The following is a 16,495-nucleotide window of genomic DNA, read 5'->3' as shown; positions in this document are numbered from 1 at the left end:
CCTGACCCCGAAATCACGCCTGCGCTGATCGTTGGCGCGGCGGGGCGTCGGCATGCTGGCGACATGGCCATTGCATTGCCCGCAAGCACTCTGGCGTCACGCCACCTACCGTCGCTGGTCTCGCGTTTGCGAGGATGGGTGATATCGCGCAATGCATTGACCATGCCCGTGTTCGGACCGGGTTGCGCCATGGCGTTGTTGGCAGGTTGCATGGGTTGCCTGTTGATGCCGACCCTGTTGCCGTGGCCAGTCTCTACTTGCCTGCTGTTGATCGGAGTCTGGTTGACATGGCGTGGTGGACGTCTGCGTCTACTTGGCATGCTGTTCGCCGGCTTCGGCTTCACCGGCTTGCACGCCGCGCACGCACTGGACATGCAATTGCCATTGGCGCTTGAGAACAAGGTGCTGACCGTCAGTGGTCACATCGACGACCTGCCGGTGCACGAATCACGCCGCACGCGTTTCGAATTCGTGGTTGACGATGACGAGGCGCAGCCGTCTGCGCTGCGCGGAACTCGCCTGCGGGTGGGCTGGTTCGACGATGACATTCGGGCGCGCGAAGTGCTTCGTGCCGGAAGTCGTTGGCGATTGCCATTGCGGCTGCGTGCACCGCAGGGACTGCGAAATCCCGGTGGTGGCGATGGCGAGAAACAGGCGTTGGCGGCGCGGATCACGGCAACCGGGTATGTGCTGGAACCTTCATTGGCCAAGCCGCTGTCGCCACCCACCGGGATTGCGGCATGGCGGGAGCAAGGCAGCACACGCATCGCACACGCCGTGCCTTCGTCCACCTCGCGCTTCGTGCGCGCGCTGGCACTGGGCGATACCCGCGCCCTCGATGACGATGACTGGGCCAGGCTGCGTGCCGCGGGACTGACCCACCTGATCGCGATTTCCGGTTTCCATGTTGGCCTGGTTGCAGGCTTCTTTGCCTTGCTGGCTGCCGCGGTCTGGTGGCTGCTGCCCGGACTTTGCCGATGGTTGCCGCGCCCGTTCGCAGCGGGTTTCGGGGCGGTGTTTGGCGCGTTTGCCTATGCGGCGATGACTGGTTTTTCGCTGCCGACCTTGCGCACCGCGGTGATGATTGCGGTGCTGGTGCTCGCGCGATGCCTGCGCCGTCATCAACGGATGCCGGATTCGCTGGCCTTGGCCTGCGTCGCCCTATTGCTGCTGGATCCGTTGGCGGTGCTCAGCGCGGGATTCTGGCTGAGCTTCGCTGGCGTGGCTTGGCTGCTGTGGTGCCTGCCGACAGATGCCAAGGGCGGCATTGGCGTGATGTTGCGTGGGTTCCTGGGCGCGCAGGCGGTGGCCACGCTCGGGCTGTTGCCATTGTCGGTGGTGCTGTTCGGGCAAGCCTCGTTCGCTGGTCCGTTCGCCAATCTCCTGGCAGTCCCGTGGTGGAGCCTGGTGGTGATTCCGCTCGCACTTCTGGGACTACTACTCGACAGCCTGCACGCAGGCTGGGGTGATGTGCTGTGGCAACTGGCCGCATGGTGCTTCGACCTGCTGTGGCCGCTGCTACGCACGATTGCCGACAGCCCGCTGGCGATGGCCTGGTTGCCCGAGCCGCGCTGGTTCGCCTTGCCGCTGGCGCTGCTGTCAGCGTTCTGGCTGATGCTGCCGCGGGGCATGCCCGGCAAGCCGCTGGCATTGCTGCTGTGGTTGCCCTTGCTGTGGCCGTCGCGCGACCTGCCGCGCCAAGGTGAGGTGCAACTGGAGGTGATCGATGTCGGCCAGGGGCTATCCGTGTTGGTGCGTACCGCTCATCACAGCCTGCTGTACGACATGGGGCCTGCAACCAAGGATGGCTACGATGCCGGCGAGCGTGCGGTGCTGCCGTCCTTGCATGCGCTCGGCGTGCATGTGCTGGATGCCGCTGTAGTCAGCCATGGCGACAACGACCATGCCGGCGGCTGGCCCGCGGTTTCCCGCGCATTCCCGGTGCCGATCATGCTGGCGCCCGAAGGCAGCCCGACCCCCGGAACCGCCAACTGCCAAGCTGGGCAGTCGTGGCAATGGGATGGCGTGCGCTTCCGCGTGCTGCATCCGACTAAGTGGTTTCCCTACCTGGGAAATGAATCCACCTGCGTGATCAGGATCGAGACCGCGCATGGCAGCGCGTTGCTGACCGGCGACATGGGTGAGGTGATCGAACAGGCACTATTGCGGCGCGCTCGCCAGGATGTGCGCAACGATGTCGTGCTGGTGCCGCACCACGGCAGTGCCGGCTCCTCAAGTCCGGCATTCATCAAGGCCACGGGTGCGAGGTTGGCGCTGATTTCCTCGGGGGCCGGCAATCGTTTCGGCCATCCGAAACCCGTGGTGGTACGGCGTTGGTGCGATTCCGGCGCAGAAGCCGTGGACACGGCGCGTTCCGGTGCAGTGCGGGTCTGGCTGGGCGCCGATGGGCTGCAATTGCAGGAACGCCGGGTGTCCTGGCCGCGCTTGTGGGATGCCGTGCGACGGCGAAACGGGGCGGCTGGGCTATGCTATCGGCCGGATACATGACGGCCTGAAGCGCCGGAGGATTGACGCGTGCTGGAACTGGTTCGGGCTGGTGGTTGGCCAATGATCCCACTGGTGTTGTTGTCGGCAATCGCGCTGGCCATCATCGTCGAGCGCTTCTGGAGCCTGCGCCGCATTCGCGTGCTGCCGCCCGGCTTGGGCGAGGAAGTCCGGGTCTGGGTGTCGCGCGGCAAGCTGCTGGATCCGTCGCATGTGGATTCCCTGCGCTCGACCTCGCCGCTTGGCGCCTTGTTGGCCGCCGCGCTGGACGTGCGTCATCGCAGCCGCGAGGAAATTCGTGAGCGCGTCGAGGACGTCGGCCGCCACCAGGTGCATCGGATGGAGCGCTTCCTGAACACGCTGGGCACCATTGCCGCGGCGGGCCCGCTGCTGGGACTGTTCGGTACCGTGGTCGGCCTGATCCAGATGTTCCTGGGCATCCTTGACCATGGCATCGGTGACGCGAATCTATTGGCCGGCGGCATCGGCAAGGCGCTGGTATGCACGGCGGCAGGCATGATCGTGGCGATCCCGGCGCTGGCTTTCCATCGCTATTTCCGCGGTCGCATCGCCGCCTATATCGTGGACATGGAGCACGAGGCGATCCGCCTGATGGACACCCTGGACGCGCTGCCGCGGTCCAGGGGTAGCTAAGGCGCGCCGCATGCGGATCCAGGACCACCGGCAGGACGACAACCCGGACATCAACCTGATCCCGTTGATCGACGTGATGCTGGTCCTGCTGATCTTCTTCGTGATCACCACCACGTTTGATGCGCGCTCGGTGCTCAAGCTCGAACTGCCGCGTGCCGATGGCCAGCCCGCCGAAGTGCAGGCCAAGGCGTTGAGCGTGCTGATCAATGCGCAGGGTCGCTATTTCGTTGGCGATCGTGAAGTGCTGCGCACCGACCTGGAATCTCTGAAGCAATCCCTGCGCGATGTCGCCGGCGACGACCGTAATCGCCCGGTACTGCTGCGCGCCGACGCGCGCACCCAGCATCAGGCCGTTGTCACCGCACTGGATGCAATCGGCCAGCTGGGCTTCCACCGGGTGGCCATTGCAACTGCGCCGGAAGCCGGCAAGCCAGGCTCGCCAACCGGCCAGCCAGCAGGAGCGAGTGGAGCCACCACCCAGTGAGCGACACCGCGACATCGATCACATCGAGCACTTATAAGCGCCTGCGCCACTACGCACGGCCCTACTGGGGGCTGATCGCGATCGGCATGCTGGCGATGCTGCTGGAGGCCGGTGCCAGCGGCGCGATCCTGTGGCTGCTGGGGCCAATCGTGGATGACATTTTCGTCCGACATGATTTCACCTACTGGCTGCCCGCGGGCCTTGTGTTCCTGCTGATGGCGCGTGGCCTGTTCGGTCTGGTTGGCGACTACGCCATTGCACGTTCTGGCCGCAACGTCGCGCGCGACCTGCGCATGCAGATGATGGCGAAGTACTTGACTTTGCCGGGTTCGCGCTTCGATTCCGAACCGGTCCCCTCGATGTTGACCAAGCTCGGCGCCGACAGCGAACAGGTGGCGCAGGCTGCAGTGGATTCGTTGAAGGTGATGGTCAGCAACACGCTGGGAATCATCGCCACCCTGATCGTGATGCTGGCGACCAGCTGGCGGGTATCGCTGGTGCTGTTGCTGCTGGCGCCGATGATGGCGTGGATGATGGGCAAGGTCGGCAAGCGCTACCGCCGGCTCAACCATGCGATCCAGGAAGCCTCGGCGGACATGTTGCAGACCGCCGACCAAGCCTTGAATGCACAGCAGGAAGTGAAGACCTACGGCGCGCAGGCCACGGAAATGGCGCGCTATGGCGAGCAGACCAAGCGCAACGTGAACCTGTCGTTGAAAATCGAGGTCACCCGCGGCACCTTGTCGATGTACGTGCAGGTGCTGGGCGCGATCGGCATGGCAGTGATGCTGGTGGCGGCGGGTTTCGAAGCCGCACACGGCCGGCTTACTGCTGGTGGTTTCACCAAATTGATGACGGCGATGGTCAACCTGGTGCCGTCGCTACGCCAGCTGACCAGTGTGCAGAGCATGCTGCAGCGGGGCATAAGTTCGGCCGATCGTTTGTTCTCGGTGCTGGATGCACCCAGCGAGCGCGATCAAGGCACGCGGCCCTTGCAGCGCGCAGGCGGCCTGATCGAGTTTCGCGATGTTGGTGCGCGTTACGACGGCCAGGCCACGCCGGCACTGCATGGCATCAGCTTCGTCGCCCGGCCCGGCACGGTTACCGCGATCGTCGGGCGATCCGGCAGTGGCAAGTCGACCCTGATCAAACTCATCCCGCGTTTCTACGAACCCGAGAGCGGCCAAGTACTACTGGACGGTCATCCGCTGTCCGAGTATGCGCTCGCCGACCTGCGTCGGCAGATCGCCCTGGTTGGCCAGCAGGTGATGCTGTTCGATGGCAGCGTGGCTGACAACGTCGCCTACGGCGAATCGCAGGGCGCGGCGAAGGAACGCATCGAAGCAGCCGTGCGCGATGCCAATGCTGCGGAATTCGTCTCGCGCATGCCAGCGGGCATCGATGCGTCGATCGGCGCCAAGGGCGGCAAGCTGTCCGGTGGCCAACGCCAGCGCCTGGCGATTGCCCGGGCGATGCTCAAGGACGCGCCGATCCTGATCCTGGATGAGGCGACTGCGGCGCTCGACAACGAATCCGAGCGGCTGGTGCAGGATGCACTGGCACACCTGATCCCGGATCGCACGACATTGGTGATCGCGCACAGACTCTCGACCATCGAACATGCCGATCAAGTACTCGTGCTCGATGACGGCAAGCTGGTGGAGCAGGGTACGCACGCTGAATTGATGGCGGCCGGTGGCGTGTATGCGCACCTGCATGCCATGCAGTTCCGCGAGCAAGGCGCATGACCCGCAAAACGCTGCCGCAGCCGCCAGCGTGGTGGCATGACGGCAGTTCCCCGCCGATCCATGCGCGCGTGGTTTCAGTCCTGTATGGCGCAGTCACTGGCTTGCGACGCAAGCTCTACCGCAGCGGCATCAAGCGCAGCCGGCATCCGGGCGTGCCGGTGGTCGTGGTCGGAAATATCGTCGCTGGTGGCACTGGCAAGACCCCGCTGACGATTGCGATTGTCCGGCGCCTGCGCGCTGCCGGCTTTACGCCAGGTGTCGCCAGTCGCGGGCATGGCCGCATCGAAGCAAAAACGCCGCGTTGGGTCGAGCCCGGCAGTGATGCCGCACTCAGCGGCGATGAGCCCTTGCTGATCGCGCACAGCACCGGTGCCAAAGTGCGGGTGGATCGCGACCGCCTGGCGGCTGCCCAGGCGCTGGCCAAAGCAGGTTGCGATGTAATCGTCTGCGACGACGGCCTTCAGCATTACCGCCTGGCCCGAGACATCGAAATCGAAGTCGTCGATGTGCGCCGTCGCTATGGCAACGGTCGACTATTGCCCGCAGGTCCGCTGCGCGAACCGATCGAACGTGCCGCCGATTGCACGTTCCGGGTGCTCAACCTGGGGGTGTTGGACGATGCTGCAATACTTCCTGCGGCCGGCGTGGGTGAATGGCCGATGCGGCTGCAGGTGATCGAGGCCTTGCCAATCCGGGGTGGACGTTCACAGGCGCTGACGGCATTCGCGGGCCAACGTGTGCATGCGGTTGCCGGGATCGGCGATCCCGATCGATTCTTCGCGACTTTGCGCGAGCTCGGCATCGCGGTGGTACCGCACGCGTTTCCCGATCACCATGCCTATCAGGCCGAAGATCTGGATTTTGGCAGCCAGCTCCCGGTGCTGATGACCGAGAAGGATGCGGTCAAATGCGCAGGTTTCGCAGGTGCGCAATGGTATTCGGTGCCGGTGCAGGCGCGGATGCCGGAAACGTTCTGGACTGCATTGCTCGACAAGTTGGTGGGCAAAAAGGGGGCAGAGTGAATTTCCTGCCGATTCTGCGCGGCCGCCAACGATTCTGGTCAGGAAACTTCACTCTGACCCCTTTTTTAATCGGCGTGAAACTTCACCCCGACCCCTTTTTGCGGTGCCGGGCGATAATCGCGGCATGAGCACGCCCGATTTCGTCGTCGCCATTCCCGCCCGTTATGCCGCCTCACGCTTGCCCGGCAAGCCGCTGCGCCTGATCGGTAGTGAACCCTTGGTCCTGCATGTCGCCCGTCGCGCCTTGCAGGCTGGTGCGTGCGAGGTCTGGGTGGCCACCGATGACGCCCGCATCGCCGATGCATTGGCGGGCAGCGGTGTGCATGTCGCGATGACCTCGATCAAGCATGCGAGCGGCACCGACCGCTTGGCCGAATGCGCACGCATCGCTGGCTGGGACGACAACACCATCGTGGTCAACCTGCAAGGTGATGAACCCTTTGCACCGGTAGACGGCATCGCCTGCGTGGCCAATGCAGTGGCTGAAAGTGGCGCCGGCATCGCGACGCTGGCGGCATTGATCGACGACATCGACAGCTTGCTGGATCCGAATGCGGTGAAGGTCGTGGTGACAGGCAATGGCGATGCGCTGTATTTCAGCCGCGCGCCGGTGCCGTGGCCGCGCGATGCGTTTGCCCGCGATCGCACCGTGATGCCGGAGGGGCGCTGGCTTCGGCACATCGGCATCTATGGGTATCGTGTCTCCGCATTGCAGGCGTTCGCGGCATTGCCGATGGGATCACTGGAACAGACTGAATCACTGGAACAACTTCGCGCGCTGGAAGCAGGCTGGCGGATCGCGGTGCGACTTGCGCCATCGCCATTCTCGCCCGGCGTTGACACGCCAGACGACCTGGCACGTGCAGAACAGGAGTGGCAACGACGTAATGGGTAGCACTCTGAAAGCAAGACCCTTGGGGGTATTGATGGTGTGCCTCGGCAATATCTGCCGTTCGCCGATGGCCGAGGGCGTGCTGCGCGCGCGCCTGCGGGAGGCCGGACTGGAGGCGAAGGTGCATGTGGATTCGGCGGCAACCGGTCGCTCACATGTCGGTCATGCGCCGGACGAGCGCGCGATTGCATGCGCAGCCAAACATGGCGTGGACATTTCGGAACAGCGCGCACGCGCGTTGACGCTGGAGGATTTCACCACCTTCGATTTCATCCTGTGCGCGGACCGCACGATCCTGCACGACGCACGCATCCGCAAGCCACGCACCGCACATGCCGATGTCGAACTGCTGATGGAATGGAGTGGACTCGGCAAGAAGGACGTGCCGGATCCGTACTGCGGCGATCCGCGCGATTTCGCGCGGGCGTGGAAACTGGTCGATGCTGCGGCGTCGGGCGTCGTCGAACGCATCCGGCAGGGCCGGTTCTGAGCCGGCGCAAGCCCGACGACACCACGCCCGCCTTCGACGGCAAAGTGACCGCTGCGGGCCTGCTGGCCGCGCCTGGCGTGTACCGGATGTTCAATGCCAATGACGACGTGCTCTACGTCGGCAAGGCGCGTGCGTTGCGCAACCGGGTCGGCAGCTATTTCAATGCGACGCCGAAATCGACCCGGATCATGTCGATGCTGGCGCAGGTCGCCAGGATCGAGGTCACCGTCACTCGCAGTGAGGCCGATGCGCTGCTGCTGGAAAACCAGCTGATCAAATCGCTGCAGCCGCGTTACAACGTGATGCTGCGCGACGACAAGAGTTATCCGTTCGTGCTGCTGACCCAGGAAGAGTGGCCGCGGTTGGCATTCCATCGCGGCCCACGCGCCATTGCCGGTCGCTATTTCGGTCCGTATCCAAGCGCAGTGTCGGTGCGCGACACCCTCAACCTGATGCACAAGCTGTTCAAGTTGCGCAGCTGCGAGGACAGCGTGTTCCGCAACCGCAGCCGGCCTTGCCTGCAGTACCAGATCGGCCGTTGCAGCGCGCCCTGCGTGGGACTTATCGATGCACCCGTTTACGCAGAGGCGGTGCGTCGCGCAAGCCTGTTCCTGGAAGGGCGTAGCGAAGAACTTGGCGATGAACTTGCCGCCGCGATGCAGGCGGCCAGCGAGCATCTTGATTTCGAAAATGCCGCGCGCCTGCGTGATCTGATCGCCACCATCCGCAAGCTGCAGGCGCGGCAGTATGTGGATGGCCGCAATGCTGACCTCGACGTGCTGGCGGTGGCGATGCAGGGTGCGTCGGCTTGCGTGATGTTGCTGGCCTTTCGCGACGGCCGCAACCTCGGCACGCGCGCGTTCTTCCCGAAGACCAATGGCGAGGACAGCGCCGCTGAAGTACTGGCGGCATTCGTCTCGCAGTACTACGCCGAGCAACCGCCTCCGCGCGAAATCGTGCTGGATCGCGACATCCCCGACCGCGAACTGATCGAACTTGCGTTGGCCGGCCATGTCGGCCGCACTGTCGAATTGCGATGCAATGTGCGTAGTGAGCGCGCCGCGCACCTGGACCTGGTACGCCGCAATGCAGAACTCGCCCTGGCGACGGAATTGACCAGCAGCAGCGCCCAGCAGGCACGAGTGGAAGACCTGCGCGAGATGCTGGGGCTGGCCGAAACGCCGAAACGTATCGAGTGTTTCGACATCAGTCACACCATGGGCGAGGCCACCGTCGCGTCCTGCGTGGTGTTTGATGCCACCGGCGCGGTGCGCAGCCAGTATCGGCGCTACAACATCGCCGGGATCGAGCCGGGCGACGACTACGCGGCCATGCACCAGGCCTTGCAACGAAGGTTCCGGCCTGCGGCCGAGGGCGACCCGGATGCGGTGCTACCGGACGTGCTGTTGATCGATGGTGGCGCCGGGCAGGTCGCGCAGGCACAGACGGCGTTGCAGGAAAGTGGCGTTGCCGGCGTTGCGCTGGTCGGCGTGGCCAAGGGGCCTGCGCGCAAGCCTGGTGATGAAACCCTATTACTGCCGGATGGCCGTGAAATCCAGCCAGGCGCTGCTTCACCGGGCCTGCAACTGGTCCAGCAGGTGCGCGACGAAGCGCATCGTTTCGCCATCACCGGCCACCGCGGGCGTCGGCAGAAGGCACGCAGCACCAGCCGCCTGGAAGACATCGCCGGTATTGGACCGCGCCGACGCGCTAACCTGTTGCGGCATTTCGGTGGTCTGTCGGGATTGAAGGCGGCGGCAGTGGACGATATCGCCAAGGTTGATGGCATCAACCGGGCCTTGGCGGAACGGATCTGGACCAGCCTGCATGGCATGGCACGGGACACAACGGGAACACAGGAGACGTAGTGAAGCTGACGATCCCCACATGGTTGACCCTGGCGCGGATCGCATTGATCCCGGTACTGGTGATCGTCTATTACCTGGACTACCGCTGGACCAATATCGCGGCAACTGCGATCTTCGCGTTCGCCTCCATCACCGACTGGCTGGATGGCTGGATTGCGCGGCGCTGGAACCAGTATTCGACGTTCGGCGCCTTCCTGGACCCGGTGGCGGATAAATTGATGGTGTCCACCGCGCTGGTGATCACGGTGGAACACCACCACACGGTTTGGATGGCGCTATGGGCGTCGGTGATCATTGGCCGCGAAATCGCGGTGTCTGCGCTGCGCGAATGGATGGCCGAAGTGGGCCAGCGCGGCAAGGTCGCGGTAGCTGCGGTGGGCAAGATCAAGACTGTGGTGCAGATGGTCGCGCTGGGCTTCCTGCTGTACCGCGAACCCCTGTTGGGCTTGCCGGTGTTCGTGATCGGCGAATGGCTGCTGGCCATCGCTGCAATACTGACTTTGTGGTCGGGATATGAATACGCGCGGGCCGCCTGGCCATCATTGACGGCAGAAGAGCGAAAAGGGAGTTGACAGTGCCGAGCGTGGCGCTAGAATAGTCGGCTCAACGCGGGAATAGCTCAGTTGGTAGAGCACGACCTTGCCAAGGTCGGGGTCGAGGGTTCGAGTCCCTTTTCCCGCTCCAGGTTTGAACGGAAACGTTCACGCAAGCCCCGTTCGCGGGGCTTTGCTTTTTTAGTCATCCGGCCGGGTGGCAGAGTGGTTATGCAGCGGACTGCAAATCCGCGTACGCCGGTTCAATTCCGACCTCGGCCTCCAAATTGCTGGAATATGAAAATCCCGGCTCCGGTCGGGATTTTTATTTTTTGGCGTAGTTGCGTTGTGCGGTAGTTACGGCACCATGCACAAGCCGCCCGGATGGCGAAACTGGTAGACGCAAGGGACTTAAAATCCCTCACCCGCAAGGGTATGTCGGTTCGATTCCGACTCCGGGCACCAAGAACAGCGCGCTGTCAGTCGAGCAAAGGGGCCAGCGCGGGCCACACATGGTCGCGCAATGCCGGCTGCGCCGATGCAACCGGATGCAGGTTGTCGTCCTGGAACGCGGTGCGATCGCGCGCGATCGGCTCCAGCAGGAACGGCAGGCACGCGGCGTGCATCAGGTCCGCGATGCCGCAGAATCCGCGCTCGAATTCCTGCGTATAGGCTTGGCCATAGTTCGGTGGCAGACGCATGCCGATTACCAATACCTTCGCGCCGATACTCTGCGAAGCGCCGACCATGCGGGCCAGGTTGCGGCGCAGGTCGCGTAGAGGCAGGCCGCGCAAGCCATCGTTGGCGCCCAGTTCTATCACCACCACGGCGGGCTTCACGCGCACGACCTCGGCCACGATCCGCGCCGCGCCGCCGGCGCTGGTGTCGCCACTGATGCTGGCATTGACGATGTGCCAAGCTGGTTTGCGCGCCGCCAGGCGTTGCCCCGTCAGCGCGACCCAGCCCTCGTGCGCGGCAATGCCGTAGGCGGCCGAAAGCGAATCGCCCACCACCAGCACTGTGTGATTACCGGCCTGCGGTTTTGATACAGGCTGCGCGCAGGCGATGCCTGCTGCGAGCCAAAGCGAAAACAACATCGCCCATTGCAAGATCGCTCGACCGCCGCCATACCTCATCGACATGCATGCACTCCAGGACATCGAACCCAATGGCCGACATGATGGACTATAGCCACGCAATGCCAGCTGTCGCTGCAACCATTGCTGTCCACGCCACCGAAGCCCTGCGTGTGACGGCGCTGGGCAAGACTGTGCTGTTGCCGGAGGGCGGGCTGTGCATCCTGGCGGACGTGTCGTTTGCCATCGAGGCAGGCGACAGCGTGGCGATTGTCGGCGCATCCGGTTCGGGCAAGAGCACCCTGCTATCGCTGCTGGCGGGGCTGGACACACCAACGACCGGCGATGTCAGCCTGCATGGCGCATTGCTGTCGTCGCTGGACGAGGACGGCCGCGCCCGCTTGCGTGGCGAGCGGGTCGGCTTCGTGTTCCAGAGCTTCCAGTTGCTGCCATCGCTGACTGCGCTGGAAAACGTGATGTTGCCGCTGGAGCTGCGCGGCGATGACGATGCCGAAGGACCTGCACGCGAGATCCTGCAACAGGTTGGCCTTGGCGAGCGGTTGGGCCATTACCCGCGCCAGCTGTCCGGGGGCGAGCAGCAGCGGGTCGCGGTGGCGCGCGCGTTCGTCACCCAACCATCGTTGCTGTTTGCCGACGAGCCCACCGGTAATCTCGATACCCAGACCGGGCAGGCGATCATTGAACTGTTGTTCGACCTCAATGCACGCCACGGCACCACCCTGGTGCTGGTCACCCATGACGAGCATCTGGCCTCGCGCTGCAGCCGCACCTTGCGGCTCGACAGCGGGCGCCTGGTACCGGCATGAAGGTTGGAAAACTGGCATGGCGGCAGTTACGCCGAGATTTGGCGTCGGGTGACATCCGCATCCTGTTGGCTGCGCTGGTGTTGGCGGTCATCGCGGTTACCGCGGTCGGCTTCGTCACCGACCGCGCGGCGCGCGCACTGACCCAGGAAGCCAACCGTCTTCTGGGCGGCGATATCGTCTTGCGCAGCGACCAACCATTGCCGCCTGCATTGGCGGAAGCCGCTCGCGCCAATGGCCTGCGCATGAGCGAGACCCGCGACCTCACCAGCATGTTGCGCATCGGCAGTGGCAGCAGCGAGCGCCTGGAGTTGGGCGAAGTGCGTGCGCTGGGCGTCGGTTATCCGCTGCGCGGGGAGTTCCGCATCGATACCGGTGATGGTATCGAGCGTATCGCCAGTGGCATCCCGCCAGCAGGTTCGGCATGGCTCAGTCGTGCCGGCGCCGACCGCCTCGGCGCGCACATCGGCGATGTGGTGGCGCTGGGCGAATCCCGTTTCCGGATCGCGGCGCTGGTGCTGCAGGAACCTGATGCAGGTGTCGACTATTTCAGCGTGGCGCCGAAGCTCTTTGTGCCGCTGGACGCCCTCGCCGCCACCGGCTTGGTGCAGGAAGGCAGTCGCCTGCGCTACCGGCTGGCAGTAGCGGGTGATGCACCCGCGCTGTCACGATTTTCAAGTGAGGTGACAGCGGCAAATGTGCGCGGCCTGCGCGTTGAAACCGCCTCCGATGCGCGCCCGGAGATCGCTTCCGCACTTGACCGTGCGGGGCGCTTCCTGGGCTTGGCCGCATTGGTGTCGGTGATGCTGGCGGCGGTGGCAGTGGCGATGGCCGCACGCCGCCACAGTGAACGCAACTTGCAGGCCGCGGCGGTGATGCGTTGCCTCGGCGCCAGCCAACGCACGCTGGTAGCGATCCATGTCGGCGAACTGGTCTTGCTGGGTCTGCTGGCTTGCAGTATTGGAATTGCAATCGCGTTCCTGCTGCAGTGGGGCGTCGGCGCGTGGTTGGCTACGCAACTGGGCGTGGGCATACCAGCGGCCGCGTGGCAGCCGGCTGCCGAAGGTTTGGCAGTCGGCATGCTGGTGTTGCTCGCATTCGGTGCGCCGCCGGTGTTGGCGCTACGTCGCGTGCCCGCGCTGCGTGTGCTGCGCCGCGACCTGGATCCGACTGAGCCAAGCGCATGGCTGGCGGCGGTGACGGGATTGGGCGGCCTGGCCGCGTTGCTGTGGTGGAAAGCGGGATCGGCAACGTTGGGGTTTGCGATGCTGGCCGGTATCGCTGCAACACTCGCGGTGCTGGCGCTGATGGCCTGGCTGCTGATCCTGCTGTTGCGCCGCTTGCGTTCGCGTCTGCGTGGGCCATTGCGTTACGGGCTGGCCAACGTCAGTCGACGCGCAGGCACCAGCATTGCCCAGGTCTCGGCGCTGGGCCTGGGGTTGATGGCGCTGCTGCTGCTGACCTTCGTGCAACGCGACCTGCTGGATCGCTGGCAACGCACGCTGGCCGCGGATGCGCCGAACCGCTTCATCATCAACGTGCAGGCCGAGCAGCTGAAGCCGTTGGCGGAATTCATCAAGTCCAATGGACTGGTGGCACCAGAGTTGTTCCCGATGGTGCGTGCGCGCTACATCGCCCGCAACGGGCGCGAGGTGCCAAAAGGGCAATACGCGGAATCCGGTCAGCGTGCGCAGGCATTGGCCGAGCGCGAGTTCAACCTGTCCACAACCAGCACCCTGCAGCCCGACAATCGCATCACAGCAGGCGAGTTCTGGCCGGCCGACGGCCCCGCGCAGACGGAAATCTCGGTGGAGGAGGGCTTCGCCAACACGTTGGGCTGGAAACTCGGCGATCGCATCGGCTTCGACATCGCCGGGCAACGCCTCGACGCCCGCATCACCAGCCTGCGCAAGGTCGAGTGGGAGAACTTCCGGCCGAACTTTTTCGTGGTGGTGTCGCCCGGTGCGCTCAAGGGTTACCCGGCCAGCCACATCACCGCACTCCACGTGCCACCCGCCAAGTCGCGCTTTACCGCTGAGCTGGTCGCGCGTTTCCCGAATGTGTCGGTGATCGATGTCGATGCCGTACTCAAGCAGGTGCGCAGCACTGCCGATCAGGTCGCGACTGTGGTGCGGGTGGTGTTCTGGTTTTCCTTCGCTGCCGGGGTGCTGGTATTGCTGGCTGCAGTCAGTGCCAGCCAGGACGAACGCCTGCACGAAGGTGCGGTGATGCGCGTGATCGGAGGGCGCGGCCGGCAACTGCGGCTGGCGCAGGCGTCCGAGTTTGCTGCGCTTGGCCTGATTTCGGGGCTGGTGGCGGCAGTGGCGGCTTCGATCTTGTCCGGGGTGGTAGCCACGCGTGTGTTCAATCTGCCGTGGGAACCGGACTGGGTGATGGCAGCGGTCGGCGGCAGCCTGGGCATGGCCGCTGCACTGGCCGCTGGCATGTGGGCCACACGCGGGGTCCTGAACTCGCCCCCGTCGGTAATCCTGCGTGGGTCGTGATCATTCAAAGCGCGGCAAGCCACGCTCTACAAGAGCCCAACCCCGTTCTGCCATAGCCATCCCGTAGAGCGGGGCTTGCCCCGCTTGGCCGCCCAAGCCCCAGCGCGGCAAGCCACGCTCTACAAGAGCTTGCATCGGTTTCGGCACAGTTGGTTCGTAAAGCGGTCGTGGCCAGGTCCGCTCCTGCAGAAGGCGCGACGGAGTGCCGCGCCAGATTGATATGCTTCGCGCATGAGCAGATACAGCGCATACATCGCCAGCATCGTCCTGTTCCTGATCTCGTTGCTGCTGAGTAGGTGGCAGATAGAGTGGCGTTGGGGCGTTGTGATATTTGGCGCGCTGTCCGCGCTGGGTACCCTGGACATGCTCCAGCGCAAGAGCACACTACGCCGCAATTTTCCGATCCTGGCGCATCTTCGTTATGGGCTGGAAACCATTGGCCCGGAAATCCGCCAGTACTTCATCCAGTCCGACATCGTCGAGGTGCCGTTCTCGCGCCAGCAGCGCGCGTTGGTTTACCAACGTGCCAAGCGGGTCAACGACGTGCGCCCGTTTGGCAGCCTGCAGGACGTGTACGGCATCGATTACGAATGGATCAACCATTCAATCGCGCCAACCCATATCGAATCGCCGGACTTTCGGGTCACGATTGGAGGTGCCAGCAAGCAGCCGTATTCGGCCAGCGTGTTCAATATCTCGGCGATGAGTTTCGGCGCGCTGTCGGCGGCGGCAATCCGCGCGCTCAATGCCGGCGCCAAGGCCGGCGGCTTCTATCACGACACCGGCGAGGGCTCGATCTCGCCTTACCACCGTGAAGCCGGTGGCGACCTGGTCTGGGAAATTGGTTCCGGCTATTTCGGTTGTCGCAACGACGACGGCAGCTTCAATCCCGAACGCTTCACCAAGGCGGCCAATGATCCGCAGGTGAAGATGATCGAAATCAAGCTGTCGCAGGGCGCCAAGCCCGGCCATGGCGGCGTGTTGCCGGCGGCCAAGGTGAGCGCCGAGATTTCGGCGACCCGCGGCGTGCCAATGGGCCAGGACTGCGTCTCGCCTGCCGCACATACGGAGTTTTCGACGCCGCTTGGACTACTGCAGTTCGTGGCCCGCCTGCGCGAGATGTCGGGCGGCAAACCGACCGGTTTCAAGCTCGCCATCGGCCATCCATGGGAATGGTTCGCCATTGCCAAGGCGATGCAGGAGAGCGCTTCCCTGGAGCCGAGCATCCTTCCGGACTTCATCGTCGTCGATGGCGCCGAGGGTGGCACCGGCGCCGCGCCTGCCGAGTTCATCGACCACGTTGGCGTGCCGATGCAGGAAGGCTTGATGCTGGTGCACAACACCTTGGTCGGCCTGGATCTGCGTGACCGGATCAAGATTGGCGCGGCCGGCAAGATCGTCGGCGCCTTCGACATTGCGCGAACCCTGGCGATGGGTGCGGACTGGTGCAATGCCGCGCGCGGCTACATGTTCGCGTTGGGCTGCATCCAGTCGTTGAGCTGCCATACCGACCGCTGTCCGACCGGGATTGCAACCCAGGATTCGAGCCGCTGGCGCAAGCTTGACGTGCCGGACAAATCCACCCGCGTGCGCGAATTCCACGACAACACCCTGCATGTGCTGCGCGACCTGCTGTGCGCCTCGGGCCTGGAGCATCCTGACCAGTTGGGCCCGGAGCACATCCTGCGCCGGGTGTCGCCTACCGAAGTGCGTTCGATTAATGCGCTGTACCCATTCCTGCGCCGTGGCGAGCTGCTGGCCGGCATTCCCGACCACGCCGTTTTCGAAGACTTCTGGCAACACGCGCGCAGCGATAGCTTCATGCCGCCTCCGCATGTGCTGAGTCTGCGCAGCGGCAAGTGCACTTGATATCCTTCACGACCGTCTTTCAAAGG

General features: G+C 64.3%; 13 protein-coding genes and 3 tRNA genes. 15 read left to right on the top strand and 1 reads right to left on the bottom strand.

From position 1 onward, the window contains the following. The first annotated feature begins 63 nt into the window (after positions 1-63). From PSV05_RS10335 to PSV05_RS10280, 12 genes are all read left to right on the top strand, one after another. Positions 64-2,508, top strand: coding sequence for a DNA internalization-related competence protein ComEC/Rec2 (locus tag PSV05_RS10335; RefSeq protein WP_300064802.1), 2,445 nt, complete (start codon positions 64-66; stop codon positions 2,506-2,508). Between the two features lie 27 nt (positions 2,509-2,535). Next, positions 2,536-3,159: a MotA/TolQ/ExbB proton channel family protein gene (locus PSV05_RS10330; protein ID WP_300064799.1), complete on the top strand. Its 624-nt coding sequence runs from the start codon at positions 2,536-2,538 to the stop codon at positions 3,157-3,159. Between the two features lie 10 nt (positions 3,160-3,169). Beyond that, a complete protein-coding gene (locus PSV05_RS10325) occupies positions 3,170-3,643 on the top strand; it encodes a biopolymer transporter ExbD (protein WP_300064796.1) in 474 nt (157 codons plus the stop codon). Continuing rightward, positions 3,640-5,391: a lipid A export permease/ATP-binding protein MsbA gene (gene msbA / locus PSV05_RS10320; RefSeq protein ID WP_300064793.1), complete on the top strand. Its 1,752-nt coding sequence runs from the start codon at positions 3,640-3,642 to the stop codon at positions 5,389-5,391. Before PSV05_RS10325 ends, msbA begins: the two co-directional genes overlap by 4 nt. Next, positions 5,388-6,413 carry a tetraacyldisaccharide 4'-kinase gene (lpxK, locus tag PSV05_RS10315; protein ID WP_300064790.1) on the top strand — a complete coding sequence of 342 codons (1,026 nt, stop codon included), beginning with the start codon at positions 5,388-5,390 and terminating at the stop codon, positions 6,411-6,413. The genes msbA and lpxK overlap by 4 nt, the downstream gene beginning before the upstream one ends. A gap of 124 nt (positions 6,414-6,537) precedes the next feature. Continuing rightward, a complete protein-coding gene (gene kdsB, locus PSV05_RS10310; protein ID WP_300064787.1) occupies positions 6,538-7,308 on the top strand; it encodes a 3-deoxy-manno-octulosonate cytidylyltransferase in 771 nt (256 codons plus the stop codon). Positions 7,309-7,327: 19 nt separating this feature from the next. Further along, positions 7,328-7,795, top strand: a complete 468-nt coding sequence (locus PSV05_RS10305) for a low molecular weight protein-tyrosine-phosphatase (protein ID WP_300065472.1) — start codon at positions 7,328-7,330, stop codon at positions 7,793-7,795. After that, the gene (gene uvrC / locus PSV05_RS10300; protein WP_300065470.1) at positions 7,792-9,663 is read left to right on the top strand and encodes an excinuclease ABC subunit UvrC; all 1,872 of its coding nucleotides are present in this window, start codon (positions 7,792-7,794) and stop codon (positions 9,661-9,663) included. Before PSV05_RS10305 ends, uvrC begins: the two co-directional genes overlap by 4 nt. Next, a complete protein-coding gene (pgsA, locus tag PSV05_RS10295; protein ID WP_300064784.1) occupies positions 9,663-10,235 on the top strand; it encodes a CDP-diacylglycerol--glycerol-3-phosphate 3-phosphatidyltransferase in 573 nt (190 codons plus the stop codon). Before uvrC ends, pgsA begins: the two co-directional genes overlap by 1 nt. 36 nt (positions 10,236-10,271) lie before the next feature. After that, positions 10,272-10,347: transfer RNA gene (locus PSV05_RS10290), tRNA-Gly, on the top strand. Positions 10,348-10,407: 60 nt separating this feature from the next. Beyond that, positions 10,408-10,481 (top strand) — tRNA-Cys (locus PSV05_RS10285). A 93-nt stretch (positions 10,482-10,574) separates the two neighbouring features. Then, positions 10,575-10,661: transfer RNA gene (locus PSV05_RS10280), tRNA-Leu, on the top strand. Between the two features lie 14 nt (positions 10,662-10,675). On the opposite strand, the gene PSV05_RS10275 is transcribed toward PSV05_RS10280, so the two are convergent. Then, a complete protein-coding gene (locus PSV05_RS10275) occupies positions 10,676-11,338 on the bottom strand; it encodes an arylesterase (RefSeq protein ID WP_300064781.1) in 663 nt (220 codons plus the stop codon). 38 nt (positions 11,339-11,376) lie between these two features. Here PSV05_RS10275 and PSV05_RS10270 point away from each other — a divergent pair, with 38 nt between their 5' ends. The 3 genes from PSV05_RS10270 to PSV05_RS10260 all read left to right on the top strand — a co-directional run bounded on the left by PSV05_RS10270 (position 11,377) and on the right by PSV05_RS10260 (position 16,469). Further along, on the top strand, positions 11,377-12,099 hold the full coding sequence (locus tag PSV05_RS10270; RefSeq protein ID WP_300065468.1) for an ABC transporter ATP-binding protein: 723 nt from the start codon (positions 11,377-11,379) through the stop codon (positions 12,097-12,099). After that, positions 12,096-14,600 (top strand): FtsX-like permease family protein, encoded by a 2,505-nt coding sequence (locus PSV05_RS10265; protein ID WP_300064778.1) that lies wholly within the window; start codon positions 12,096-12,098, stop codon positions 14,598-14,600. Before PSV05_RS10270 ends, PSV05_RS10265 begins: the two co-directional genes overlap by 4 nt. 231 nt (positions 14,601-14,831) lie before the next feature. Then, entirely contained in the window at positions 14,832-16,469 is a 1,638-nt protein-coding gene (locus PSV05_RS10260; protein WP_300064775.1) for an FMN-binding glutamate synthase family protein, read from the top strand. Positions 16,470-16,495 lie beyond the last annotated feature (26 nt).

The sequence above is a fragment of the Thermomonas sp. genome, assembly GCF_029945965.1.
Lineage (GTDB): Bacteria > Pseudomonadota > Gammaproteobacteria > Xanthomonadales > Xanthomonadaceae > Thermomonas.
This window is presented reverse-complemented; position numbering and strand designations above follow the sequence as displayed.